Annotated in this window: 23 protein-coding genes and 1 pseudogene; 14 read left to right on the top strand and 10 right to left on the bottom strand. The window is 56.8% G+C overall.

The features are described 5' to 3' along the window. Positions 1–20: 20 nt before the first annotated feature. Positions 21–1,328, top strand: coding sequence for a rhodanese-like domain-containing protein (locus DBR02_RS19415; RefSeq protein WP_107535672.1), 1,308 nt, complete (start codon positions 21–23; stop codon positions 1,326–1,328). Here the strand turns inward: DBR02_RS19415 and DBR02_RS19410 are convergent. Both DBR02_RS19410 and DBR02_RS19405 read right to left on the bottom strand, forming a co-directional pair. Further along, positions 1,325–1,942 (bottom strand): CDP-alcohol phosphatidyltransferase family protein, encoded by a 618-nt coding sequence (locus tag DBR02_RS19410; protein ID WP_063866443.1) that lies wholly within the window; start codon positions 1,940–1,942, stop codon positions 1,325–1,327. The two genes, DBR02_RS19415 and DBR02_RS19410, sit on opposite strands and share 4 nt — an antisense overlap. Further along, entirely contained in the window at positions 1,932–2,504 is a 573-nt protein-coding gene (locus DBR02_RS19405) for a carboxymuconolactone decarboxylase family protein (protein ID WP_063866442.1), read from the bottom strand. Before DBR02_RS19405 ends, DBR02_RS19410 begins: the two co-directional genes overlap by 11 nt. A gap of 75 nt (positions 2,505–2,579) precedes the next feature. Between DBR02_RS19405 and DBR02_RS19400 the strand changes: the two genes are divergently transcribed. Beyond that, positions 2,580–2,996 (top strand): pyrimidine (deoxy)nucleoside triphosphate diphosphatase, encoded by a 417-nt coding sequence (locus DBR02_RS19400; protein ID WP_107535158.1) that lies wholly within the window; start codon positions 2,580–2,582, stop codon positions 2,994–2,996. Here DBR02_RS19400 and DBR02_RS19395 read toward each other — a convergent pair. Then, a complete protein-coding gene (locus DBR02_RS19395; RefSeq protein ID WP_063866441.1) occupies positions 2,956–3,228 on the bottom strand; it encodes a YnjH family protein in 273 nt (90 codons plus the stop codon). The genes DBR02_RS19400 and DBR02_RS19395 overlap by 41 nt on opposite strands. 225 nt (positions 3,229–3,453) lie before the next feature. On the opposite strand from DBR02_RS19395, the gene gdhA reads away from it, so the two are divergent. Beyond that, positions 3,454–4,797 (top strand): NADP-specific glutamate dehydrogenase, encoded by a 1,344-nt coding sequence (gene gdhA / locus DBR02_RS19390; protein ID WP_107535157.1) that lies wholly within the window; start codon positions 3,454–3,456, stop codon positions 4,795–4,797. Positions 4,798–4,915: 118 nt separating this feature from the next. On the opposite strand, the gene DBR02_RS19385 is transcribed toward gdhA, so the two are convergent. The 3 genes from DBR02_RS19385 to DBR02_RS19375 all read right to left on the bottom strand — a co-directional run bounded on the left by DBR02_RS19385 (position 4,916) and on the right by DBR02_RS19375 (position 8,554). After that, entirely contained in the window at positions 4,916–6,838 is a 1,923-nt protein-coding gene (locus DBR02_RS19385) for a DNA topoisomerase III (RefSeq protein WP_107535156.1), read from the bottom strand. A gap of 4 nt (positions 6,839–6,842) precedes the next feature. Next, a complete protein-coding gene (gene selD, locus DBR02_RS19380) occupies positions 6,843–7,886 on the bottom strand; it encodes a selenide, water dikinase SelD (RefSeq protein WP_063866437.1) in 1,044 nt (347 codons plus the stop codon). A 116-nt stretch (positions 7,887–8,002) separates the two neighbouring features. After that, positions 8,003–8,554 carry an NAD(P)H nitroreductase gene (locus DBR02_RS19375; protein WP_107535155.1) on the bottom strand — a complete coding sequence of 184 codons (552 nt, stop codon included), beginning with the start codon at positions 8,552–8,554 and terminating at the stop codon, positions 8,003–8,005. A gap of 167 nt (positions 8,555–8,721) precedes the next feature. On the opposite strand from DBR02_RS19375, the gene sppA reads away from it, so the two are divergent. From sppA to DBR02_RS19350, 4 genes and pseudogenes are all read left to right on the top strand, one after another. Continuing rightward, entirely contained in the window at positions 8,722–10,578 is a 1,857-nt protein-coding gene (gene sppA, locus DBR02_RS19365) for a signal peptide peptidase SppA (protein WP_063866435.1), read from the top strand. A gap of 62 nt (positions 10,579–10,640) precedes the next feature. After that, positions 10,641–11,657: an asparaginase gene (ansA, locus tag DBR02_RS19360; RefSeq protein WP_032673734.1), complete on the top strand. Its 1,017-nt coding sequence runs from the start codon at positions 10,641–10,643 to the stop codon at positions 11,655–11,657. Between the two features lie 9 nt (positions 11,658–11,666). Further along, positions 11,667–12,308 carry a bifunctional nicotinamidase/pyrazinamidase gene (gene pncA / locus DBR02_RS19355; protein WP_107535154.1) on the top strand — a complete coding sequence of 214 codons (642 nt, stop codon included), beginning with the start codon at positions 11,667–11,669 and terminating at the stop codon, positions 12,306–12,308. A gap of 216 nt (positions 12,309–12,524) precedes the next feature. After that, a pseudogene (locus DBR02_RS19350) lies at positions 12,525–13,780 on the top strand (glycoside hydrolase family 18 protein). Between the two features lie 48 nt (positions 13,781–13,828). Here DBR02_RS19350 and DBR02_RS19345 read toward each other — a convergent pair. Then, positions 13,829–14,092 carry a YeaC family protein gene (locus tag DBR02_RS19345; RefSeq protein WP_227415026.1) on the bottom strand — a complete coding sequence of 88 codons (264 nt, stop codon included), beginning with the start codon at positions 14,090–14,092 and terminating at the stop codon, positions 13,829–13,831. Positions 14,093–14,148: 56 nt separating this feature from the next. Beyond that, the gene (gene msrB / locus DBR02_RS19340) at positions 14,149–14,562 is read right to left on the bottom strand and encodes a peptide-methionine (R)-S-oxide reductase MsrB (RefSeq protein ID WP_022647790.1); all 414 of its coding nucleotides are present in this window, start codon (positions 14,560–14,562) and stop codon (positions 14,149–14,151) included. A gap of 341 nt (positions 14,563–14,903) precedes the next feature. Between msrB and gapA the strand changes: the two genes are divergently transcribed. Together gapA and DBR02_RS19330 are read left to right on the top strand one after the other, a co-directional pair. Beyond that, a complete protein-coding gene (gene gapA / locus DBR02_RS19335) occupies positions 14,904–15,899 on the top strand; it encodes a glyceraldehyde-3-phosphate dehydrogenase (RefSeq protein ID WP_006809136.1) in 996 nt (331 codons plus the stop codon). A 75-nt stretch (positions 15,900–15,974) separates the two neighbouring features. Then, on the top strand, positions 15,975–16,865 hold the full coding sequence (locus DBR02_RS19330; protein WP_107535151.1) for a D-hexose-6-phosphate mutarotase: 891 nt from the start codon (positions 15,975–15,977) through the stop codon (positions 16,863–16,865). A 49-nt stretch (positions 16,866–16,914) separates the two neighbouring features. Here the strand turns inward: DBR02_RS19330 and DBR02_RS19325 are convergent, their stop codons facing one another. Then, complete coding sequence (locus tag DBR02_RS19325; protein ID WP_063866429.1) at positions 16,915–17,661, bottom strand: MipA/OmpV family protein; 747 nt, start codon at positions 17,659–17,661, stop codon at positions 16,915–16,917. Positions 17,662–18,093: 432 nt separating this feature from the next. Between DBR02_RS19325 and yeaG the strand changes: the two genes are divergently transcribed. From yeaG to DBR02_RS19310, 3 genes are all read left to right on the top strand, one after another. After that, positions 18,094–20,028: a protein kinase YeaG gene (yeaG, locus tag DBR02_RS19320; RefSeq protein ID WP_063449019.1), complete on the top strand. Its 1,935-nt coding sequence runs from the start codon at positions 18,094–18,096 to the stop codon at positions 20,026–20,028. 68 nt (positions 20,029–20,096) lie between these two features. After that, complete coding sequence (locus DBR02_RS19315; protein ID WP_063449020.1) at positions 20,097–21,380, top strand: YeaH/YhbH family protein; 1,284 nt, start codon at positions 20,097–20,099, stop codon at positions 21,378–21,380. A gap of 99 nt (positions 21,381–21,479) precedes the next feature. Next, the gene (locus DBR02_RS19310) at positions 21,480–21,980 is read left to right on the top strand and encodes a YbaK/prolyl-tRNA synthetase associated domain-containing protein (RefSeq protein WP_107535150.1); all 501 of its coding nucleotides are present in this window, start codon (positions 21,480–21,482) and stop codon (positions 21,978–21,980) included. Positions 21,981–22,000: 20 nt separating this feature from the next. On the opposite strand, the gene yoaI is transcribed toward DBR02_RS19310, so the two are convergent. Further along, positions 22,001–22,102 (bottom strand): small membrane protein YoaI, encoded by a 102-nt coding sequence (gene yoaI / locus DBR02_RS27010; protein WP_226842027.1) that lies wholly within the window; start codon positions 22,100–22,102, stop codon positions 22,001–22,003. A 286-nt stretch (positions 22,103–22,388) separates the two neighbouring features. Between yoaI and DBR02_RS19305 the strand changes: the two genes are divergently transcribed. Beyond that, the gene (locus tag DBR02_RS19305; RefSeq protein WP_107535149.1) at positions 22,389–23,720 is read left to right on the top strand and encodes a glycoside-pentoside-hexuronide (GPH):cation symporter; all 1,332 of its coding nucleotides are present in this window, start codon (positions 22,389–22,391) and stop codon (positions 23,718–23,720) included. A gap of 15 nt (positions 23,721–23,735) precedes the next feature. Next, positions 23,736–25,772, top strand: coding sequence for a glycoside hydrolase family 31 protein (locus DBR02_RS19300; RefSeq protein ID WP_107535148.1), 2,037 nt, complete (start codon positions 23,736–23,738; stop codon positions 25,770–25,772). The last annotated feature ends 28 nt before the right edge of the window (positions 25,773–25,800 follow it).

Here is a 25,800-nt window from a genome sequence, read left to right as displayed (position 1 = left end):
TAATGACGTCAGGTTTTTCGATGAAACGTGTTTCTCAACTGACCGCGCTGGCCCTGATCTGCGGCCTCGCTTCACTTTCCTCCACGGCGGCTGATATGCCCCACTCCCTCACCCTGGCCCAGCTACAGGCTAAGAACGGCGCGGTAATCGATACGCGTATCAGTGCGTTCTATAACGGCTGGCCGCAGACCCTGAGCGGAACGTCCGGGCACGAGCCCGCCGCGCTTAATCTCTCTGCCCGCTGGCTTGGGGCAATGAGCGATGAACAGCTCAGCGGCTGGGCAAAACAGCACCGGCTGACGCCAGACGTGCCGGTGGCGCTCTATGGCAACGATGACGACAACCAGACCGTCAAAACGCGGCTGGAAAAAGCAGGCTTTACCCGCGTTTCCATCCTGAGCGATGCCCTGCAACAGGCTGACCGGCTGCAACGGCTGGCGCATTTCGAACAGCTGGTTTATCCGCAGTGGATCCACCGGTTGCAGCAGGATAAACCGGTTACCGCCGCGCCGGCGGGCGACTGGCAGGTGATTGAGGCTGGCTGGGGTGCGCCGAAGCTTTATCTCCTGAGCCACATTCCCGGCGCGGGCTACATTGACACCAACGAAGTGGAAAGCGAGCCGCTGTGGAATAAGGTCTCTGACGAGAAGCTGAAAGCGATGCTGGCGAAGCACGGGATCCGTCACGATACCACCGTCATTCTGTACGGTCGCGACGTGTATGCCGCCGCGCGCGTGGCGCAGATCATGCTCTACGCGGGCGTGAAGGATGTGCGTATTCTGGACGGCGGCTGGAAGGCATGGTCAGACGCCAGCCTGCCCGTTGAGCGCGGAACGCCTGAGAACGTGAAGCCAGCCCCTGATTTTGGCGCGCCGATACCGGGTCAACCCCAGCTGATGGTGGATATGGAACAGGCCCGGGGAATGCTGCACCGTCAGGATGCATCCCTGGTGAGCATTCGTTCCTGGCCGGAGTTTATCGGTGAAACCAGCGGCTACAGCTATATCAAGCCAAAAGGTGACATTGCCGGCGCGCGCTGGGGCCATGCGGGCAGCGACGCGACCCACATGGAAGATTTCCACAATCCGGACGGCACCATGCGCAGCGCCGATGATATCGCCGCCATGTGGAAGACGTGGAATATCCTGCCGGAGCAGCACGTCGCGTTTTACTGCGGCACCGGCTGGCGCGCGTCTGAAGCCTTCATGTACGCCCGCGCCATGGGCTGGAAGCACGTGGCCGTCTACGACGGCGGGTGGTACGAATGGAGCAGTCATCCGCAGAACCCGGTCTCCACCGGCGCGCGCGGCCCGGAGCGTACACGCTAGCGGGGGAGTGACTTCAGCGTCACGTAACCGCTCCAGATGCGCGTTGTGGTGGTCAGCCAGCACAACGCGCCAAACGCCCAGGCAAACAGCGTGAAGTGTGCGGGAAACAGGCAGCACAGCACAAACAGCGCGATGGTCTCCGTTCCTTCCGTTAACCCTCCGAGGTAATAAAACGACTTGTGCGCGTAGCCGGGGTTATCGATATCATGTTTCCCCGCCAGCGCGGCAAAGGCCAGAAAGCTGCTGCCCGTACCGATAAACGCGAACAGCAGCCAGGCGGCGGCAATCGCATTTTCAGCCGGTGCGGCCAGCGCGAAGCCAAACGGCACCAGGGCGTAAAACAGGAAGTCGAGGGCGATATCAAGAAACCCTCCCGCATCCGTCAGGCCACGGCGACGCGCCAGCGCGCCGTCCAGCCCGTCCAGCAGCCGGTTCAGCACAATGGCGACCAGCGCCGCCGGATACCAGCCCAGCGCCAGAAACGGTAACGCCAGCACGCCGATGGCAAACCCGGCGAGCGTTAACCCGTCAGGCGTGATAAACGGTTTATCCAGCGCGGCAGCAAGCTGATTCAGCCCGGGCTTCAGCCGGGGGTGCAGATGTTTATCCAGCATGCGGTTTACCTTTAAACGTGGCGCACAGCCCCTGCGCCGGAATATCCAGTGCGGCATTAAAGCGGGCGGAAAGGTTCTGAAAAGCAATCAGGGCCGTCATTTCGGTGATGGTCTCTTCCGTAAAGTGGCGCTTTAGCTGGCTTTTGATATTTTCATCCACCCGAGGCGGCGTGGCGGTGACCGCCTCCGCAAAGGCCAGCGCCGCGCGCTCCTCTTCGCTGAACAGGGTGGAATGGTGCCAGTCGCTGACGGCTTGCACTTTATCCAGCGCCCCGCTCCGCTCGGCCAGACGCAGGCTGTTAGCATCGATACAAAAAGCGCAGTGGCAGATCTGCGAAACCCGCGTCATCAGCAGCGAACGTAGCACCGGCGTCAAACGCGCCCGGCGCCGCTCCAGATAGCCAACAAACAGCGCCACCAGCCAGAAAAGACGCGGCATGCGCCCCCACCAGCGGGTAGGGTTAAGCACCGCACCGAAGTGTTTTTTCTGCATCGCGGCAATAGGCTTGAGGCTGACGGGAAGGGATTCAATGGGGGCAACCCAGGCGGATGTCTCTTTCACCTGTTTCTCCTGATGACTGGACTCTTTGAAAGGGCACGATAATATGTCGTTTTTCGCTATTAATTATTGACGAACATGCTGAAAACACTCGATGTTGTTGCGGCCATCCTTGAAAAAGAGGGCAAGATTTTACTGGCACAGCGCCCTGCCCATGCGGATCAGCCAGGAATGTGGGAATTTGCGGGCGGCAAGGTTGAAGCCGGTGAGACTCAGCCCCAAGCGCTGATCCGCGAACTGCGTGAAGAGCTCGGCATTGAGGCCGTGCCCGCGCAGTATGTGGCAAGCCACCGGCGGGAAGTGTCGCAGCGGCTGATCCACCTCCACGCCTGGTACGTGCCGGAATTTAGCGGCGAGCTGAAGGCGCACTACCACTCGGCGCTGGTGTGGTGCACGCCAGAAGACGCTTTCAGCTATGAGTTAGCGCCGGCGGATATTCCGCTGCTGGAAGCGTTTATTCTTTTACGCGACGCCAGACCAGCGGGTTCGTACTGAGGGTGCGTTCATCGCGCTGGCACTGCAACAGTACGCCATCCGCCCTGACCACCGCCCCTTCTGAATAGTTTTGATCCTGATAAATACAGCACTGACTGCACGGTTGCGCGCGCTGGCCGCCAGCGCTAAAGACCTCTGGCGGCACGTTCACTTCAACATCTGGTCGTAGGCGGTCAGCCTGCGCCCCGGCAGAAAACATCAAGCACAACGCGGCCATTGCGTAACGGTTCATAGACTTTCTTTCCTTTGCATCGTTTAAATCTATAACGGTAGATCGCGACGGGATCTTTAATTTATCTCGTCATCGCTTTTGGTTATGACGCACGCCTCGTCATTAATTTCCCTTTCGGCCTAAATTTCTGCTTGCCTCTCAAAGCGGTGCGGGTGGTATAGTCAAAAAAACAACACATAACATCTACGCCACGCGCATAAATTATTATAAGAGGTTCTTATATCTATGGATCAGACACGCTCTCTGGAAAGCTTCCTTGCCCACGTTCAGCAGCGCGACCCGCACCAAAGCGAGTTCGCCCAGGCCGTTCGTGAAGTGATGACCACCCTGTGGCCCTTCCTTGAAGAAAACCCGCGCTACCGCCAGATGGCGCTCCTTGAACGTCTGGTGGAGCCGGAGCGCGTGATCCAGTTCCGCGTGGCATGGGTGGACGATCGCAATCAGGTGCAGGTCAACCGCGCGTGGCGCGTGCAGTTTAACTCCGCCATTGGTCCGTTTAAGGGCGGGATGCGCTTCCATCCGTCGGTGAACCTGTCGATTCTGAAATTCCTCGGCTTTGAGCAGACCTTCAAAAACGCGCTCACTACCCTGCCGATGGGCGGCGGCAAAGGCGGGAGTGATTTCGATCCAAAAGGCAAAAGCGAAGGCGAAGTGATGCGCTTCTGTCAGGCGCTGGTTACTGAACTCTATCGTCACCTTGGGCCAGATACCGACGTCCCTGCCGGTGATATTGGCGTGGGCGGACGTGAAGTGGGCTTTATGGCCGGGATGATGAAAAAACTCTCCAACAACAGCGCCTGCGTCTTTACCGGCAAAGGGCTGTCGTTTGGCGGCAGCCTGATTCGCCCCGAAGCGACGGGTTACGGTCTGGTCTATTTCACCGAAGCGATGCTTAAGCGTCACGGCCTGAGCTTCGAGGGGATGCGCGTGGCGGTCTCCGGCTCCGGCAACGTGGCGCAGTACGCTATCGAGAAAGCGATGGCGTTTGGCGCGCGCGTGGTAACCGCATCCGACTCCAGCGGTACGGTGGTGGATGAAGCCGGCTTCACGACAGAAAAACTGGCGCGCCTGTGCGAAATCAAAGCCAGCCGCGACGGGCGCGTGGCGGACTATGCCCGCGAGTTTGGCCTGACCTACCTGGAAGGCCAGCAGCCGTGGGGCGTGCCGGTGGATATTGCCCTGCCGTGCGCGACGCAAAACGAGCTGGACGTGGACGCCGCCCGTACGCTGATTAGCAACGGCGTGAAGGCGGTAGCGGAAGGGGCAAACATGCCCACCACCATTGAAGCGACCGATCTGTTCCTCGAAGCGGGCGTGCTGTTTGCTCCGGGCAAGGCGGCGAACGCGGGCGGCGTGGCAACGTCCGGCCTGGAAATGGCACAAAACGCCGCGAGAATGGGCTGGAAGGCAGAGAAAGTGGATGCCCGTCTGCACCACATTATGCTGGATATTCACCATGCCTGTGTGGAGTATGGCGGCGAGGCGTCACAGACCAACTACGTGCGCGGCGCCAACATCGCCGGGTTCGTGAAGGTGGCAGATGCGATGATCGGGCAGGGTGTGATTTAACATTTCGCTGCGATCTCGCCCTGTAGGCCCGGTACGCGTCAGCGCCACCGGGCTTTTTTTTCAGGGCCGCAGAGCCGCTTTTCGCCGGGTGACGGCTGCGCCTTACCCGGCCTACGGTTTAAGCAGCTGTATTTTTGGCCGCGCTCTTTTTCTTTTTGAAGGGTTTCTTCGCACCAGCGCCGGGTGCAACCATCCCTCTGAAGCGCTTCACCGGCGTGCTGCGCGCCTGGTCAATCAGCTGATAAAGCGTGCCCACCAGCGGCTGCATAAAGTCCTGGTAACGACACTGCTTTTCGCTGATTTGCGTCAGCACCGACTCCCAGTGCGCCGTCATATCCGGCCTTGCGGCCAGCTCCGGCAGGGAGTGGATGAGCGCCCGGCCCGGCTCCGTTGAGTGGATATAGCGCCCTTTTTTCTCCAGAAAACCGCGCTTGAACAGCAATTCGATGATCCCCGCTCGGGTTGCCTCCGTGCCCAGACCGTCGGTGGCGCGCAGGATCTTCTTCAGATCTTTATCCTGCACAAAACGGGCGATCCCGGTCATCGCCGAAAGCAGCGTGGCGTCGGTAAAGTGGCGCGGCGGCTGGGTCTGACGTTCAACCACTTCGCCCTTCTCGCACAGCAGCTCGTCACCTTTCGCCACCACCGGCAGCGGCGTGCCGTCATTTTCCTCGTCGCGCTCTTTGTTGCCGAGCAGCGTGCGCCAGCCCGCTTCTGCGAGGAAACGCGCTTTCGCAATAAATTTGCCTTTGGCAATCTCCAGCTCGATCGTGCACTTGCGGAACACCGCGTCCGGGCAGAACTGCATAAGGTACTGACGCGCGATCAGGTTATAGACCTTTGCTTCGTTGTCGCTAAGGTTGACACTGCTGGCGCGCGCCGTCGGGATAATCGCGTGGTGGGCATCGACTTTTTTATCGTCCCAGCAGCGGTTATGGGTATCCGGGTTAACCGCTGGCTGAGGCAGCAGATCCGGCGCATGGACGCCAATGGCGTTCATCACCGAATGGCGGCCAGCGAAGTGCTCTTCCGGCAGATAGCGGCTGTCCGAACGCGGGTAGGTGATCAGCTTGTGGGTCTCGTAAAGCTTCTGGCAGATATCGAGCACGTTCTGCGCGCTCAGGCCAAACTTTTTCGCGGCCTCAATCTGCAATGCCGAAAGGGAAAACGGCAGAGGTGCAGGCTCTGATTCCCGTTTATCGTTATAGCTGGTGACGATTGCGGGCTGGCCGGTAATGCGGTTGACCACGTGCTCCGCCAGCGGACGATGCAGCAGCCGCCCCTCTTCGTCCTGATACGACTCACAGGCGTCGCTCGGCTGCCAGACGGCGGTAAAACGCTCATCTTTCGGCGTGACGATATGCGCTTTGACTTCAAAGAAATCCTTGGCGACGAAATTTTCGATCTCTTCGTCACGACGCACCACCAGCCCCAGCACCGGGGTTTGCACGCGGCCCACGGAGAGCACGCCCTGATAGCCCGCATTGCGTCCGAGGATGGTGTAGGCGCGGGTCATGTTGATCCCGTACAGCCAGTCCGCGCGCGCACGGGCCAGCGCGGAGACACACAGGGGGATAAATTCGCTGTTGGCGCGCAGGCGCGAAATCGCGCGCTCCACCGCCTGCGGGTTGAGGTCGTTGATCAGGCAGCGCTGCACCTGCTGACGCTTTTCCGGCGCCAGCTCCAGGTAGTCCAGCACTTCGTCTACCAGCAGCTGCCCTTCCCTGTCCGGGTCACCCGCATGCACCACCTCCGTCGCCTCATGCAGGAAGCGCTTGATGACGTTAAGCTGTTTAGTGACGGAAGGACGAGGTTGCAGACGCCACTTTTCCGGCACGATCGGCAGATCGTTGAGATTCCAGCGGGCATAGCGGCTGTCGTAAACGTCCGGCTGCGCCTGTTCAAGCAGGTGACCGATACACCAGGTGACCACCTGCCCGTTACCGCATTCGATAAAGCCGTCGCCTTTGCGATGCGGCTTAGGCAGCACGTCGGCGATGGCACGGGCCAGGCTCGGCTTTTCGGCAATAAACAACCTCATCGAATTAACGGATCTCAATCATCGGGCGGCCACCGCGGGCGGTCACCAGCTCGCCAATGGCCGTCAGGGTGATGCCAAACTCGGCGGCCGTCGCCTGAACGTCAGCTTCCGCTTCCGGGGTCACCGCCAGCAGCAGGCCGCCGGAGGTTTGCGGATCGCACAGCAGGTTGCGCCACGCTTCCGGCATTTCACCCATCAGATGGCCGTAGCTGGCGAAGTTGCGCTGCGTCCCGCCCGGAACGGCGCCCTGAGCAATGTACTCTTCCACGCCCGGCAGCTTCGGCACGTCCTGATACCAGACCTGCGCCTGCACGCCCGCCCCCTGACACACTTCTGAGAGGTGCCCCAGCAGGCCAAAACCGGTCACGTCGGTCATTGCCTTCACGCCGTCAATACTGGCGAAAGCCGCACCTGCGAGGTTCATCTGGCACATGACCTCCGTCGCAAGCCCGACGTGTTCAGGCTTAAGCAGCGATTTTTTCTCTGCGGTCGTCAGTACGCCAATGCCCAGCGGCTTGGTGAGGAAGAGCTTGCAGCCCGCCTGCGCGGTGCTGTTGCGCTTCACGCGTTCGGTCGGCACCACGCCGGTCACGGCCAGGCCGAAGATCGGCTCCGGCGCATCAATGGAGTGGCCGCCAGCCAGCGCAATTCCCGCCTGCTGGCAGGCGAAGCGCCCGCCTTCGATCACGTCACGGGCAATCTCTGGCGCAAGGGTGTTAACGGGCCAGCCCAGAATGGCGATCGCCATAATCGGCTTGCCGCCCATCGCAAAGATATCGCTGATGGCGTTGGTGGCCGCAATGCGCCCGAAGTCGAACGGGTTATCGACTATCGGCATAAAGAAATCAGTGGTGCTGATAATGCTGGTGCCGTTACCTAAGTCATAAACCGCTGCATCGTCACGCGTTTCGTTACCGACAAGCAGGTTCGGGTCGACAAACTTCGCCTGTTCACTGTGCAGAATGGTCTCCAGCACTTTCGGGGAAATTTTACAACCGCAACCGGCTCCGTGGCTGTACTGCGTTAAACGAATGGTTTGCTCGCTCATGGACGTCTCCTGTCATCTCAATCGCGCTATGGTAGCGCTCATTCCATAAAGAGGTAAGTATGACTGTCTGAATTCTGCGGCGTATGCTCAGAATCCAGACAGTTTAGCGCGTGTGGTTAAAAACGGCTGACGAAAGGCGTGGTGTCCGGCACGCTAACGGTGCTGGAGGCTTTAAGCTGAGGAGTGCCGAGGTAGAGGAAGCCGACAATCTTGTCGTGTTCACCGCAGGAGAAGCCTTCCCGCACGGCGGCGCTCCCGGTCAGCGGGCCGGTACGCCAGATGCCGTTAAAGCCCTGCGCGAGGGCGGCCATCTGCATTGCCATTACCGCGCAACCGGCGGACATCTCCTGCTCCCAGACCGGCACCTTATGGTCAGGCTGGCATTTTGCCACGACGGTAATAATCATTGGGGCGCGGAACGGCGCGTTGCGGGCTTTATCAATCCCCTTCTCATCCTGGCCTGCGGCAATAGCCCCCTGCTCCAGCAGCTGGCTGAAGCGGTCACGCCCTTCGCCTTCAATAATAAAGAAGTGCCACGGCTGCAATGTGCCATGGTCCGGCGCACGCATTCCGGCACGCAGAATGTTTTCCAGCTGCTCGCCGACGGGTGCCGGTTCGGCCAGGCGGGAAGCGCTACGACGGTTAACAAGCAGTTCAAGTGCGTCCATTGGTTAACTCCTTTCGTGAAATTTACTCACAAAATTAACACGACAGCAGAATTTGTTACAGCGCGGCAGGCGATTCCTGCTGACAAGTGGCGGTTGGGTCATTACGATAACCGCACATTACCGTCCCGTGGCGACGGAAACAGTCCTTTTCTGGTTAGGGAGAATACATGCGAACCCTTTGGCGAATCTTTGCCGGTTTCTTTAAATGGACGTGGCGACTGCTCAACTTCGTCCGCAACCTGGTGATGAATATCTTCTTCATCTTCCTGGTCCTGGTCTGCGTGGGGATCTGGATGCATATCAGCAGCACCAGCCAGGCGCAGAATTCAACGCGCGGCGCGCTGCTGCTCGACATCACCGGGGTGATTGTCGATAAGCCGTCTACCAGCAACCGTCTGGGCGTGATTGGCCGCCAGCTTTTTGGCGCAACGTCAGACCGTCTTCAGGAAAACTCCCTGTTTGATATCGTTGACATCATCCGTCAGGCCAAAGACGACCGTAACATTACGGGTATCGTGCTGGACCTGAAAGATTTTGCCGGGGCCGATCAGCCGTCAATGCAGTACATCGGTAAAGCGCTGCGCGAATTCCGCGACAGCGGGAAGCCGGTCATTGCCGTTGGCGACAGCTACACCCAGGGGCAATATTATCTGGCGAGCTTTGCCAATAAAATCTGGCTTTCGCCGCAGGGCACGGTCGATCTTCATGGCTTCGCCACTAACGGTCTGTACTATAAAACGCTGCTCGACAAGCTGAAGGTCACCACCCACGTCTTCCGCGTCGGGACCTATAAATCCGCCGTGGAGCCGTTCATCCGCGATGATATGTCCCCTGCGGCCCGTGAAGCGGACAGCCGCTGGATTGGCGAGCTGTGGCAGAACTACCTCGGCACCATTGCCGCTAACCGTCAAATGACCGCTGAGCAGGTCTTCCCGGGCGCGCGCGGCGTACTGGACGGACTGCGCAAGGTGGACGGCGATACGGCGAAATACGCGCTTGATAACAAACTGGTCGATCGGCTGGGCTCCAGCGCTGAAATTGAAAAAGCGCTGACCAAACAGTTCGGCTGGAGTAAAGAGGACAAAAACTACAGCGCCATCAGCATGTATGACTACGCCGCGAAAAAACCGGACGACAGCGGCGACAGCGTTGCCGTGGTGTTTGCCAACGGCGCCATTATGGACGGTGAGGAAACCCCGGGTAACGTCGGCGGTGATACCACCGCGTCGCAGATCCGCGATGCTCGCCTGGATCCGAAAGTGAAAGCGATTGTACTGCGCGTCAACAGCCCAGGCGGCAGCGTCAGCGCCTCCGAGGTGATCCGCGCTGAGCTGGCCGCCGCGCGCGCCGCGGGCAAGCCGGTCGTCGTATCTATGGGCGGCATGGCGGCTTCCGGGGGTTACTGGATCTCCACGCCGGCTAACTACATCGTGGCGAACCCAAGCACGCTGACGGGTTCAATCGGCATCTTCGGGGTGATCAACACCGTAGAGAACAGCCTGGATTATCTCGGCGTTCATACCGACGGCGTTTCCACCTCGCCGCTGGCGGATGTGTCCGTGACGAAATCTCTGCCGCCTGAGGTGTCTGAGATGATGCAGCTCAGCATTGAGAGTGGCTATAAGCGCTTCATCACGCTGGTGGCGGATTCCCGTAAAAAGACGCCAGACCAGATTGACCAGATCGCGCAGGGCCACGTCTGGACCGGCCAGGATGCGAAGAGCAACGGTCTGGTAGACAGCCTGGGTGACTTCGATGACGCCGTGAAGAAAGCGGCGGAACTGGCGAAGCTGAAGCAGTGGCACGTGGACTATTATCAGGACGAACCGACGTTCTTCGATATGGTTATGGACAGCATGTCCGGCTCCGTCCGCGCCATGCTGCCGGAAGCGCTTCAGGCGTATCTGCCGGCGCCGGTAGCGACTGCGGCTAAAGCCATGAAAGCGGAGAGCGATAAGCTCGCGGCCTTCAACGATCCGCAAAGCCGTTACGCGTTTTGCCTGACGTGTGCGAACGTGCGTTAAAAACCGTCCCCTCTTCCCGTGAAGAGGGGATTTTTTCTTTTGAAGAACAAGAACTCACTACCATGCAGAAGAAATCAATTTATGTCGCCTATACCGGCGGTACCATCGGTATGCAGCGCTCGGAAAATGGCTATATCCCGGTTTCCGGTCACTTGCAGCGCCAGCTGGCGCTGATGCCCGAATTCCACCGTCCGGAAATGCCGGACTTCACCATCCACGAGTATGAGCCGCTGATGGACTCCTCCGACATGACGCCGGAAGACTGGCAGCATATCGCGGACGATATTAAAGCCCATTACGACCAGTATGACGGCTTCGTGATCCTGCACGGCACCGACACCATGGCGTTCACCGCCTCGGCGCTCTCCTTCATGCTTGAGAACCTGAGCAAGCCCGTCATCGTGACCGGCTCGCAGATCCCGCTGGCGGAACTGCGTTCGGACGGGCAGATCAACCTGCTTAACTCCCTGTACGTGGCCGCTAATTACCCGATCAACGAAGTGTCGCTGTTCTTCAACAACCGGCTGTACCGCGGGAACCGTACCACTAAAGCGCACGCCGATGGTTTTGACGCTTTTGCCTCGCCTAACCTGCAACCGCTGCTGGAAGCGGGGATCCACATCCGTCGTCTGGGCACGCCGCCTGCGCCAAACACCGCAGGCGAGCTGATTGTTCACCCGATTACCCCGCAGCCGATTGGCGTGGTGACGATTTATCCTGGCATCTCCGCCGACGTGGTGCGCAACTTCCTGCGCCAGCCGGTGAAGGCGCTGATCCTGCGCTCCTATGGTGTGGGTAACGCTCCGCAGAACGGTGAGTTCCTGAAAGAGCTTCAGGAGGCGAGCGATCGCGGGATTGTGGTGGTCAACCTCACCCAGTGCATGTCCGGCAAGGTCAACATGGGCGGCTACGCCACCGGTAATGCCCTGGCGCACGCGGGCGTGATCAGCGGATTCGATATGACCGTTGAGGCAACGCTGACTAAACTTCACTATTTACTGAGTCAGGATCTGGATATTGATTCCATTCGCCGCGCCATGATGCAAAACCTGCGCGGCGAACTGACGCCGGACGAATAAGGAGTTCCCATGAAGCAACGCGCCCTGTTACTGGTCGATTTGCAAAATGATTTCTGTGCGGGCGGCGCGCTGGCCGTCGCGGAAGGCGACAGCACCGTAGACGTCGCCAATTCGCTGATTGCGTGGTGTAAGGCTCGCGGTGAAGCGGTCGTGGCGAGTCAGGACTGGCATCCGGCAAACCACGGCAGCTTTGCCAGCCAGCACAACGTTGAGCCTTATAGCCAGGGCGAGCTGGACGGGCTGGCGCAAACCTTCTGGCCCGATCACTGCGTACAGCAGACGGAAGGCGCCGAGCTGCATCCGCTGCTGAACCAGAAGGCGATCGACGCCGTGTTTCACAAGGGCGAAAACCCGACAATCGACAGCTACAGCGCTTTTTTCGATAACGGCCACCGCCAGAAAACGGCGCTGGACGCGTGGTTACGCCATCATGAGATCACCGAGCTGATTGTGCTGGGTCTGGCAACGGATTACTGCGTGAAGTTTACGGTGCTGGACGCGCTTCAGTTGGGCTATACCGTGAATGTCATCACCGACGGCTGTCGTGGGGTGAATATTCAGCCGCAGGACAGCGCCCAGGCGTTTATGGATATGGCGGCGGAAGGCGCAACGCTGTATACGCTGGCCGACTGGCTGGAGACGCAGGCGTAAGCTTTTTTAGCCGGGTGGCGGCTTCGCCTTACCCGGCCTACTTTCTCTGGTTTTGTAGGCCGGGTAAGCGCAGCGCCACCCGGCATTTCTCCCCCAATCTCCATAAAGTGAACTCCCTCGCATCACAGGCGAAGCGGCAATGCTATCCTCTTCAGGCTGTTTTTTCGCCACGCCTTTTTCTGTGGCGTGGTTATTTTTAGTCAAAGAGGATCTTATATGAAACGTTTGCCCTTGCTGGCAGCATTACCCTTGCTTTGCGCGTCGGTTGCTTACGCCGCGCCCCTGATGTCCGTGGGTACTTCAATGGCGGTGGCGATGTGACCGCCGGACCGGGTGGCGATATCAATAAACTCGACGTTCGCCAGATCACCCACCTGAACTACTCGTTTGGTCTGGTCTACAACAACGAGAAAGACGAAACCAACGCCGCGCTGAAAGATCCGGCGAAGCTGCATCAAATCTGGTTATCCCCGAAAGTGGCGTCCGACCTGGCGTTAATTCCTCAGCTTCGTAAACAAAACCCGAACCTGAAAGTCCTGCTGTCCGTGGGCGGCTGGGGAGCGCGCGGTTTTTCTGGCGCAGCGGCAACCCAGGAGAGCCGCGCGGTGTTTATTCGCTCCGCGCAGGAGATCGTCAAAAAATACGGCCTGGACGGGATCGATCTCGACTGGGAATTCCCGGTCAACGGCGCGTGGGGGCTGGTCGAGAGTAACCCTGCCGACAGGGATAATTTCACCGCGCTGTTAAAAGAGCTGCGTGACGCGTTTGGTCAGAAGAAGCTGGTCACGATTGCGGTGGGCGCGAATGCGGAAAGCCCGAAAAGCTGGGTGGACGTGAAGGCCATTGCCCCCCTGCTCGACTACATCAACCTGATGACCTACGACATGGCGTACGGGACGCAGTATTTCAACGCCAATCTGTATGACTCCAGCGCCTGGCCAACGGTGGCCGAGGCCGATAAATACAGCGTCGATTTTGTAGTCAATAACTACCTGGCCGCCGGGCTTAAGCCGCAGCAGATGAACCTCGGGATCGGTTTTTACGGTCGCGTACCGAAGCGCGCCGTTGAACCGGGCATCGACTGGAGCAAACCGGACGCGCAAAACAATCCGGTGACCCAGCCCTACTTCGGTCCGCAGGAAATTGGCCTGTTTAAATCGCTTGGCTACGATCTGACCAAAGATACCTATGTGAAATACAATGATATCGTCAGCAAGCTGTTGAACGATCCGCAGAAACGCTTTACCGAGCACTGGGACGATCGGGCGAAGGTGCCGTGGCTGTCGGTAAAATCCGCCGACGGGAAGGCGCTGTTTGCGATCTCCTATGAGAACCCGCGTTCCGTGGCGATCAAAGCGGATTACATCAAGGAGAAAGGACTCGCAGGCGCCATGTTCTGGGAGTATGGCGCGGACGACAACAACCAGTTAGCGAAGCAGCTGGCGGAGTCGCTCGGGATCCCGCATAAGTAGTACGACATCAAGCCCTCTCCCTGTGGGTGAGGGCATCAACCTGCACCGTTATTGCATTTTTATCGTCGCGATCGGCTTTGGCGTAATGCCAAACTCTTCTTTCAGCTCGCGCTTGCTCTTCATTACCATCTGGCCTTGCGTGTCGATGGTCATGTGCTGTGCGTCGGTATTGTTACGCGCCTGCCACAGCATCACCAGCTGCAAACTGTTCTCTTTTTGCTCCGGGGTTAGCGCCACGCCGTCCGGCCATTTTCCCAGCTCAACGGCCGTCACCAGACGCTGATACACCTCCGGGGTCATGCCTGCAATCATGTCATCAATATTCACGATCTCTCCCTTTCAAAGGAATAATTTGCTGAATCGTTTTTTCAACCTTTGGTCTGGTCGCCGTTTTCGTCATCGGTAAAGCTCATTGACGCCGAATTGACGCAGAAACGCTCCCCCGTCGGCTGCGGGCCGTCCGGAAAAACGTGCCCGAGATGGGCGTCACAGTTTCCGCAACGAATTTCGGTACGCACCATGCCGTGCGAGGAGTCCGTCAGGTAGCGGATCGCATCGTCGCTGACAGGCTCGTAAAAGCTCGGCCAGCCGCAGCCAGAATCATACTTAGTCTGGGAGTTAAACAGCGGTGCATCACACACCAGGCAATGGTAGACGCCTTCCCGCTTATTGTGCAGCAGACGCCCGGTAAACGGCGGTTCTGTGCCGTGATTTTGCGTCACGTAAAACTGCATCTCTGTCAGGTTTTTTTTCAGATCGTCGGGGTTATGTTGGTTCGACATATGCTTACATCTCGCTGTTGAAACAGACATCTTTTAACCCAGATTCTAACAAAACATTAACACCCGCGCGTGCACTTTTGTTCTAAACTTATGTGTCGCGAAAAGGCGGTCGGGCAATTGTGATCAATTTCACATTTTAATCCTGTGAGGCCTTTAAAATTCCGGGCGCAGCCCCCATGTGGTTGCTAGCTCAAAGGGAAAGTGAGGCGAGTCAGTCGCACAAACGTTAGTCACAGGATTGATTTGTCGCAATGATTGACACGATTCCGCTTGACGCTGCGTAAGGTTTTTGTAATTTTACAGGCAACCTTTTATTCACTAACAAATAGCTGGTGGAATATATGACTATCAAAGTAGGTATCAACGGTTTTGGCCGTATCGGCCGTATTGTTTTCCGTGCTGCTCAGAAACGTTCTGACATCGAAATCGTTGGTATCAACGATCTCCTGGACGCTGAATACATGGCGTACATGCTGAAGTACGACTCAACTCACGGTCGTTTCGACGGCACCGTTGAAGTGAAAGACGGCCACCTGGTTGTTAACGGCAAAACCATCCGCGTTACTGCTGAGAAAGACCCAGCTAACCTGAAATGGAACGAAATCGGTGTTGACGTTGTAGCTGAAGCGACCGGTATCTTCCTGACCGACGAAACTGCACGTAAACACATCACTGCGGGCGCGAAAAAAGTTGTTCTGACTGGTCCATCCAAAGACAACACCCCAATGTTCGTTCGTGGTGCAAACTTCGAAACTTACGCTGGCCAGGACATCGTTTCCAACGCATCCTGCACCACCAACTGCCTGGCACCGCTGGCTAAAGTTATCAACGACAACTTCGGCATCATCGAAGGTCTGATGACTACCGTTCACGCTACCACCGCTACTCAGAAAACCGTTGATGGCCCGTCCCACAAAGACTGGCGCGGCGGCCGTGGCGCGGCTCAGAACATCATCCCATCTTCTACCGGCGCTGCTAAAGCAGTAGGTAAAGTACTGCCAGAACTGAATGGCAAACTGACTGGTATGGCGTTCCGCGTTCCAACTCCTAACGTATCCGTTGTTGACCTGACCGTTCGTCTGGAAAAAGCTGCTTCTTACGAAGAAATTAAGAAAGCAATCAAAGCTGCTTCCGAAGGCCCAATGAAAGGCGTTCTGGGTTACACCGAAGACGACGTTGTATCTACCGATTTCAACGGCGAAGTGTGCACTTCCGTGTTCGATGCTAAAGCAGGTATCGCACTGAACGACAACTTCGTGAAACTGGTTTCCTGGTACGACAACGAAACTGGCTACTCTAACAAAGTACTTGACCTGATCGCTCACATCTCCAAATAAGTTGAGATGAGTGCTTGATCTTAAAAGGCGACTTCGGTCGCCTTTTTTATTGTTTTTTAGACAGAGGATTGCTTAATGATTAATAAAATTTTTGCACTTCCGGTAGTCGAACAACTTACCCCTGTGCTCTCCCGCCGTCAGATTGACGGTGCCGATCTCATCGTCGTCGATCATCCGCGCGTTAAAGCCTCCGTAGCGCTCAATGGCGCCCACCTGCTCTCCTGGAAACCAGAAGGCGAAGAAGAAGGCCTGTGGCTGAGCGATGCCACCTCGTTCAAAAAAGGGGCGGCGATCCGTGGCGGCGTACCGATCTGCTGGCCATGGTTTGGCCCGTCAGCGCAGCAGGGTTTACCGTCTCACGGTTTCGCCCGTAACCAGCAGTGGACGCTGAAGGCGCATAACGAAGATGATAACGGCGCGGTGTTGACCTTTGAGCTCCAGGCGAACGATGAAACACGCGCCCTGTGGCCACACGAGTTCACTCTGTATGCCCGCTTCAAGCTGGGTAAAACCTGCGAAATTGAGCTGGAAGCGCACGGCGAATTCGAAACCACCTCCGCGCTGCACACCTATTTCAACGTAGGCGACATCCAGGCCGTTAAGGTGAGCGGACTGGGCGATACCTTCATCGACAAAGTGGATAACGCGAAAGAAGGCAAGCTGGACGATGGCGTGCAGAGCTTCCCGGATCGTACCGACCGCGTTTACCTGCACCCGGAAGCCTGTAGCGTGATCCACGACAGCGCGCTGAACCGCGGTATTGAAGTGGTTCATCATCACCACAGCAACGTGGTCGGCTGGAACCCGGGCCCGGCCCTTTCCGTCAGCATGGCGGACATCCCGGACGACGGTTACAAAACCTTCGTGTGTGTGGAAACCGCGTGTGTGACTGCGCCGCAGAAAACCAGCGAAGAAAAACCGTCCCGCTTAGGCCAGACGATCAAGATTGTGAAACGTCAGGCATAACAAAAACAAACGGGGCGCAAGCGCCCCGTTTTAATAGATAACGTTCAAATCAGAACTTGTAGGTCACACCCACGGAGAAGATGCCGGACCAGGACTTGTCGACCATCGGGCTGTCCTTCACTTCGTCGCTCAGACGGATATAACGGCCAGTGCCGTACACGTTCCAGTCGCCGAGGAAGTTATAGGAGGCGGTGAGTTCCAGGTACGGATCCCAGCCATCATCAGCGCTGTAGCTATTCAGACCACTGCGGCGAGACTCAGCCTTAGACACGCCATAGTAGTAGTCATTGTAATTCTCGCTGCTGTACTGCACACCGATACCCGGCGTCAGGGTCACCGCGCCGTTGGTATAGCGATAAAGCCACGCCAGATCCCAGATGAAGCCGTTGCTGTTGTCCAGGGTATCGCCCGCCAGCGCCGTGCGCAGGAAGCCATACTGGGTGTTATGCACGTATGAAAGCCCCGCCATCAGCGAGCTTCTGCGCTTGTCCAGCTGACGAAGCGCATTGCTGTCGCTGTCGCCTGGTTTAAAGTGCGTTGGATCGTAATAGGCCATGATGGAGAGCTTATCGGCCGTATCGTTCCACAGATAATAGCCGCCGCCCAATCCACGGAACCAGAAGTTATCGCCTTCATAGGTGACAACGGGGACAGGATAAACGTCGCGGTCATACTGCTTGTACGGGCTGTTGATCACGCCAGCACCCGCGCCAACAGTCCACTGGCTCTCAGCCTGTACGGTGCTCGCTGCGGTCGCGGCAAGGATGCCCAATGCCAGAAGTTTGAGTTTGGTCACAATCCATTCTTTCCTGTAGTCAAATAATCAGCGGGTGAAGTGTAACCGCCATTCCCGTACATCCCAAAATTTTTTGCGCGCTAATCCGTTTGATTAACCCGTTATTTTTCATTTTTCAGATGACAACCCGCTTTCATTTATGTGAACGCTAAATGAAAAACCCCCTTTTCGCTTATAACCACAGTGGAAATTTTTGGATGAGTTATTGATATGTCATTGAAAGTAGATTTTATGCGTATGCAAGTTTTGCAATTGCCATCTACGCTTTAATTTAAGAAGAGGTTTTGCTGAACACCCTGCGGTTCATAGCTTTCGACCTGGCACACAGGTTGCTGCTCTGGAGGTGAGGTGCGAAAAATTCTCTTCCGGGAGCCTCCACTACTCATACGAACGGCTCTTATCCTGTGCTAAAAAACGAAAGGACGGCATGCCATGAATATATTCGATCACTATCGCCAGCGCTATGAAGCTGCCAAGGACGAAGAGTTCACACTGCAGGAGTTTCTTACCATTTGTCGGCAAGATCGCAGTGCCTATGCCAATGCGGCAGAACGGCTATTGATGGCTATCGGTGAGCCAAACATGGTCGATACTGCCCTGGAGCCACGGCTTTCCCGTCTATTTTCGAATCGGGTGGTCGCCCGATACCCGGCGTTTGAAGAGTTCTACGGCATGGAAGACGCCATCGAGCAGATCGTCTCCTACCTGAAGCATGCCGCTCAGGGGCTGGAAGAGAAGAAGCAAATCCTTTATCTGCTGGGTCCTGTCGGCGGGGGTAAATCCTCCCTGGCTGAACGGCTGAAGGCGCTGATGCAGCGCGTGCCGATCTACGTCCTGAGCGCCAACGGCGAGCGCAGCCCGGTGAATGACCATCCGCTGTGCCTGTTTAACCCGCAGGAGGATGCGCAGATTCTGGATAAAGAGTTTGGCATTCCGCACCGCTATCTCGGCACCATCATGTCGCCGTGGGCGGCAAAACGTCTGCATGAGTTTGGTGGGGATATCACCAAATTCCGCGTCGTGAAGGTCTGGCCATCCATTCTTGAGCAGATCGCCATCGCTAAAACCGAGCCCGGTGACGAGAACAACCAGGATATCTCGGCGCTGGTGGGTAAAGTCGATATCCGTAAGCTGGAGCATCACGCGCAAAACGATCCGGATGCCTACGGTTATTCCGGTGCGCTGTGCCGCGCCAACCAGGGGATTATGGAATTTGTCGAGATGTTTAAAGCACCGATTAAAGTGCTGCATCCGCTGCTGACCGCCACGCAGGAAGGCAACTACAACGGGACGGAAGGTATCTCCGCCCTGCCGTTTAACGGGATTATCCTCGCTCACTCGAACGAATCTGAGTGGGTAACCTTCCGAAACAACAAAAACAATGAGGCGTTCCTTGACCGAGTCTATATCGTCAAAGTGCCTTATTGCCTGCGGATCTCCGAAGAGATCAAGATTTACGAAAAACTGCTCAACCACAGTGAGCTAATGCATGCCCCTTGCGCGCCGGGAACCCTGGAAACGCTGTCGCGCTTCTCTATCCTGTCGCGCCTGAAAGAGCCGGAAAACTCCAGCATCTACTCGAAAATGCGCGTATATGATGGGGAAAGCCTGAAGGATACCGACCCGAAAGCGAAATCGTACCAGGAATACCGCGATTACGCCGGGGTTGACGAAGGGATGAACGGCCTGTCGACGCGTTTTGCGTTTAAGATCCTCTCCCGGGTCTTCAACTTCGACCACGCGGAAGTGGCCGCTAACCCGGTCCACCTGTTCTACGTGCTGGAACAGCAGATTGAACGCGAGCAGTTCCCGCAGGAGCAGGCTGAACGCTACCTGGAGTTTCTGAAAGGCTACCTGATCCCGAAATACGCCGAGTTCATTGGCAAAGAGATCCAGACCGCCTACCTGGAATCCTATTCCGAATACGGCCAGAACATCTTTGACCGCTACGTCACCTACGCTGACTTCTGGATCCAGGATCAGGAGTACCGCGACCCGGACACCGGCCAGCTGTTTGACCGTGAGTCCCTGAACGCGGAGCTGGAAAAAATCGAGAAGCCGGCCGGGATCAGCAACCCGAAAGACTTCCGAAACGAGATTGTGAACTTCGTGCTGCGCGCCAGAGCGCATAACAACGGCCGCAATCCAAACTGGACCAGCTACGAAAAACTGCGCACGGTTATCGAGAAGAAAATGTTCTCCAACACGGAAGAGCTGTTGCCGGTCATCTCGTTTAACGCCAAAACCTCCACCGACGAGCAGAAAAAGCACGACGATTTTGTCGACCGTATGATGGAGAAAGGCTATACCCGCAAACAGGTCCGCCTGCTCTGCGAATGGTATCTGCGCGTGCGCAAATCGTCTTAACACAAGTGCCCGGCAGCGCCTTTGCTGACCGGGCCGCTGAAAGTTGGCAAATGCAGTACGGGGGATATATGACCTGGTTTATTGACCGGCGTCTTAACGGCAAAAACAAGAGCACGGTGAATCGCCAGCGCTTCTTGCGCCGTTATAAATCGCAAATTAAACAGTCGATCTCCGAGGCCATCAACAAACGCTCGGTGACCGACGTCGACAGCGGCGAATCCGTCTCCATCCCCAACGATGACATCAGCGAACCGATGTTTCATCAGGGGCGTGGCGGCCTTCGCCATCGCGTGCACCCAGGAAATGACCACTTCGTCCAGAATGACAGAATCGAGCGGCCACAAGGCGGAGGCGGCGGTTCTGGCAGCGGTCAGGGGCAAGCCAGCCAGGACGGTGAAGGCCAGGATGAGTTTGTCTTCCAGATATCCAAAGACGAGTATCTCGACCTGCTGTTCGAAGATCTGGCCCTGCCGAATCTGAAAAAGAATCAGCACCGCCAGCTCAATGAATACAAAACCCATCGCGCGGGCTATACCGCAAACGGCGTGCCCGCCAACATCAGCGTCGTGCGTTCCCTGCAAAACTCGCTGGCGCGACGTACGGCGATGACGGCGGGTAAACGGCGCGAACTGCGCGAGCTGGAAACCAGCCTGAAGGTGGTTGAAAACACGGAACCGGCGCAGCTGCTGGAAGAGGAGCGCCTGCGTAAAGAGATTGCCGAACTGCGGGCGAAGATCGACCGGGTACCGTTTATCGACACTTTCGATCTGCGCTACAAGAACTACGAAAAACGTCCGGAGCCGTCCAGCCAGGCGGTGATGTTCTGCCTGATGGACGTATCAGGCTCAATGGATCAGGCGACGAAGGATATGGCTAAGCGTTTTTATATTCTGCTCTATCTGTTCCTGAGCAGAACCTATAAGAACGTGGAGGTGGTCTACATTCGCCATCATACTCAGGCAAAAGAGGTGGATGAACATGAGTTCTTCTACTCGCAGGAGACCGGTGGGACCATCGTGTCGAGCGCCCTGAAGCTGATGGATGAGGTGGTGAAGGAGCGCTACGATCCTGCGCAGTGGAACATCTATGCCGCGCAGGCATCGGATGGTGATAACTGGGCGGATGACTCGCCGCTGTGTCATGAAATTCTGGCGAAGAAGATCCTGCCGGTGGTGCGTTACTACAGCTACATTGAAATTACCCGTCGCGCCCACCAGACGCTGTGGCGTGAATATGAGCATCTGCAAGCGATGTTCGATAACTTCGCGATGCAGCACATTCGTGACCAGGATGACATCTATCCGGTCTTCAGGGAACTGTTCCAGAAGCAATCGTCCACCAGCAATGCATGACCCAACAGCCAGCGCTCCCGCTGGCTGTTTTCTTTCAGCCCTCTCCGTCCCGTGCTAAGGTAACAAACTGCGTATTGGCAAATCACAGGTGAATTCATTATGTCTGGTGACGTGACTGGGACGACGACCCATCAGCAGCTTATCAGCTTATTAACCGAACAGGGTGCGCACTTTCGCGTGATGGAGCATGAGGCCGTTGGCAAATGCGAAGCGGTCAGTGAAATTCGCGGGACCGATATTCGGCAGGGTGCAAAAGCGCTGGTCTGCAAGGTAAAAGGCAACGGCGTAAAGAAACATATTCTGGCTATCCTCGCCGCCGATCGTCAGGCCGATCTGAGCCTGCTTGCCCGCCATTTCGGTGGGCTGAAGGCCTCACTCGCCAGTCCGGCGGAAGTTGATGCCCTTACCGGCTGCGTTTTCGGCGCCATTCCCCCGTTCAGCTTTCATCCGGATCTGACGCTGGTCGCCGATCCGCTGCTGTTTGAGCGTTTCGACGAGATCGCCTTTAACGCTGGCCTGTTGGAAAAGTCGGTGATTATGGATACCCAGGACTATCTGCGCATCGCCCGTCCTGAGCTTGTGACCTTCCGGAAACAATAAATACAGAGGCTGGCTAACGGTCAGCCGTTTTCCAGCAGCAGCACGGACGCGATCAGAATAATCGCGATGATAAAAAACGAAGAAGAGATAACCAGCGTTTCGACAAACATAGGATCGTTCATGATGCCCTCAGCGTTGCCCCGCCCCCCCCTTTTTTACCCCCGCCAAATGACAGCGACATGACAGCGATGCATAAATAAAACGACTAATTGCCGCTGAAACGATTCTGAGCGAAATATTTTCCGCTGCGCAAAGTCACTCATTATATGATTTATTTGTTACCGGTATCACGAAAAGTAATTAACGTAACCCCGATGCCAGATCTCGCAATTGTTAACCTTTTCATCATGGTTAACTCTGATAACGGAGCACCTCATAAATAAACCTTACACTGGCAAGGTGAATACAATGACCGAAATAATTACCCGTAAAGAAAAAATCAGTTATGGGTTAGGCGATATGGCGAGCCATATTGGGCTGGATAACGTCATTATTTTTCTGACGTTTTACTATACGGACGTAGTGGGACTGCCTGCGGCATTTGTGGGCACTATGTTTCTTCTGGCGAGAACCGCCGATGCCATAATAGACCCGGCGATGGGCTATATCGCCGACAGGACACGTACACGCTGGGGCAAATTCCGCCCGTGGATGCTGTGGCTGGCGCTGCCCTTTGGGGCAAGCTGTCTGCTGACCTACGCCGTACCGGAGTCGCTCGATCTGCATGGTAAAATGATTTTCGCGACCGTCAGCTATACCCTGATGATGCTGATGTATACCGCGATTAATATCCCCTATTGCTCTATGGGCGCGGTAATTACCCCTGACAACGATGCGCGAATTTCCCTCCAGTCTTATCGCTTTTTCCTGGCCACGCTGGGCGGCGCGCTGTCGACATTCTTTATGATGCCGCTGGCAGAATTTTTAGGCGGCGACGATAAATTACTGGGCTACCGCTGGGCGATGGCCATTATGGCGACCGTCGCGGTCGTCATGTTCTGGATCTGCTTCGCCAATACGCGCGAGCGTATTAAGGCTCCCGCCACCCACAATAATTATCTTGCGGAACTAAGGGATTTATTACGAAACGACCAATGGCGTGTTGTCGCCGTACTGGTAATAACCAACATTGGTTTTGGCGTTATTCGCCTTGGCGCAATGATGTATTTCGTCACGTATTATCTCGGTAGCGCGAGCTATTTTATGTGGATGCTCGGCGCGCATATTCTCGGAAAAGCCGCAGGCAGCGCGCTGGCTAAACGTCTGACGCAGAACGTGAGTAAAGTGCAGATGTTTGGCTACTGTTCCGTGCTGGCGGGAGTACTCAGTATCGCCCTGTTCTTTGCGCCTAAGTCGGTGCTGATTCTGGTACCTATGACGTTCATCGTCTCCACCCTTTACCAGGCCACCACCACGCTGATGTGGGTGATGATGGCAGACGTCGCCGACTACGGCGAATGGAAACAGGGCAAACGCATGGACGGCGTGATCTTCTCCACCTTCCTCGCTGTACTCAAGCTGGGGATGGCAATCAGCGGCGCGGTTGTTGGCTGGACGCTGGGCTTAAGCGGCTATGTGGCCAATGCCCCGGAACAGACCACCACGGCGATGTACTGCATCATTGCCCTCTTCACCCTCGTGCCTGGCATCTTGTCGCTCTGCGCGTTTGCCACGCTGCGCTGGTACAAGCTCGACGACAGCACTATGCAGTCTATCCATCTCGCCAAACACCCCGTTTAGAAGGACGCGTTATCCATGAGTGAGCTGATTCATCATTCCAACAGTATCGAGTGGCGTTTTGAACGTCAGATCCTGCGTATTGAACCCTGGGGGGAAAACAGCCTGCGCGTCAGGGCCACCTGTTCCCCGACGTTCGATGAAGCCTTGCAGGCGCTGTTACCCGCTGCACCTTGCGAGGCTGAAATCGTCGCCGAAGCGGAAAGCCTGACGCTGCGCAACGGCAATATCACCGCGAGGCTGAACCTTAAAGGTCAGCTGGCCTTCTACAATCAGCGCGGTGAGCTGCTGCTGGAGGAGATGTGGCGCCAGCGTTCTACGGTCGGTATCGGTGCCAGCGAGAAGAGTCAGGATAAATACGTCAGCGCCCTGAAGCTGGATGGCCGCGAATTTAAGCCGCTGATGGGCGGCAAATATCAGCTCACCGTCCGGTTTGAATCGCGTCCGGAAGAACGCCTCTATGGCATGGGTCAGTATCAACAGCCGTGGCTGGATCTGAAAGGTTGCACGCTGGAACTGGCGCAGCGCAACTCCCAGGCAAGCGTCCCCTTTATGCAGTCCAGCCTTGGCTATGGCCTGCTGTGGAACAACCCGGCGATTGGCGAAGCCAGCTTTGCAAAAAACCAGACGGAATGGCGCGCCCGGGTCACAGGTGAAATGGACTACTGGATCACCGCCGCTGACACGGTGGCGGAGATCACCCGCCAGTATGTGAAAGCCACCGGTATGCCCCCGGCAGCCCCGGCGTTTATCAGCGGGCTGTGGCAGTGTAAATTGCGATACCGCACCCAGCAGGAGGTGCTGGAGGTCGCGCGGGAGTATCGCCGCCGTAACCTGCCGCTGTCGGTCATGGTCATCGACTTTTTCCACTGGCCGAATCAGGGCACCTGGTGCTTCGATCCCGTGGACTGGCCCGATCCTAAAGCAATGGTCGATGAGCTGCGCGAAATGGGTATTGCGCTGATGGTGTCGGTGTGGCCAACGGTAGAGGCGCGCAGCCCCCTCTACCCGCAGATGAAAGCCAAAGGGTGGCTTGTCAGCAGTGAACGCGGCGTGCAGGTTAACCTCGATTTTATGGGCAATACGACGTTCTTTGACGCCACGCATCCCGAAGCGCGCGAGTTTGTCTGGGATACGGTGAAGCGAAATTATTACGATTTGGGCATCAAACTGTTCTGGCTCGACGAAGCGGAACCGGAGTACCGCGCCTATGATTTTGATAACTATCGCTACCACGCCGGTCCGGTGCTGGAAGTGGGCAACCGCTACCCGCGCGATTTTGCGCAGGGCTTTTACGATGGGCTACAGGCAAACGGTGAAACTGAGATAGTTAACCTGGTACGCTGCGCCTGGGCTGGCAGCCAGCGCTATGGCGTGCTGGCGTGGTCGGGTGATGTCCACTCCTCGTTCCATGCTTTTCGCAATCAGCTCGCCGCCGGACTGAATATGGGGCTGGCGGGGATCCCGTGGTGGACTACCGATATCGGCGGCTTCCAGGGAGGGAACGTCAACGACCCGGCGTTCCACGAATTGCTGATCCGCTGGTTCCAGTGGGCGGTGTTTACGCCGGTTCTGCGCATGCACGGCTATCGCGAGCCGCAGATCCAGCCCCCGGAGCGCTATCGGGACGGTATTCCTCAATGTAACAGCGGTTCGCCTAATGAGCTGTGGAGTTACGGAAAAGAGAATTACGCCATCATGCAGCACTGGCTTACCGTGCGCGAAACCCTGCGCCCGTATATTGACGCGCTGTACCAGCAGGCGCATCTGCACGGAGACCCGCTAATGCGTCCGCTGTTCTGGCACTATCCGCAGGATAAGCAGAGCTGGGCGTGTGAAGATCAGTATCTTTTTGGCGAAGATCTTCTCGTGGCGCCGGTTATGCAGGCCGGTCAGCGTGAGCGCGATGTCTGGTTACCGAATGGCAATAGCTGGGTCGCCCTTAACGGCGAACGCTACCCCGGCGGGGAGCATATCCGGGTGCCCGCGACGCTGGAAACCATCCCGGTGTTTATCCGCGACGGGAGTCCGCTTATCCCGCAACTGGTAAACTGACTTCAGGCAAGCGCCCAAAAATAGACAA

The organism is Enterobacter cloacae complex sp. (genome assembly GCF_900322725.1).
Taxonomy (GTDB): Bacteria; Pseudomonadota; Gammaproteobacteria; order Enterobacterales; family Enterobacteriaceae; genus Enterobacter; species Enterobacter quasihormaechei.
The sequence above is the reverse complement of the archived record's forward strand: the minus strand, read 5'-3'. Positions and strand labels throughout refer to the sequence as shown.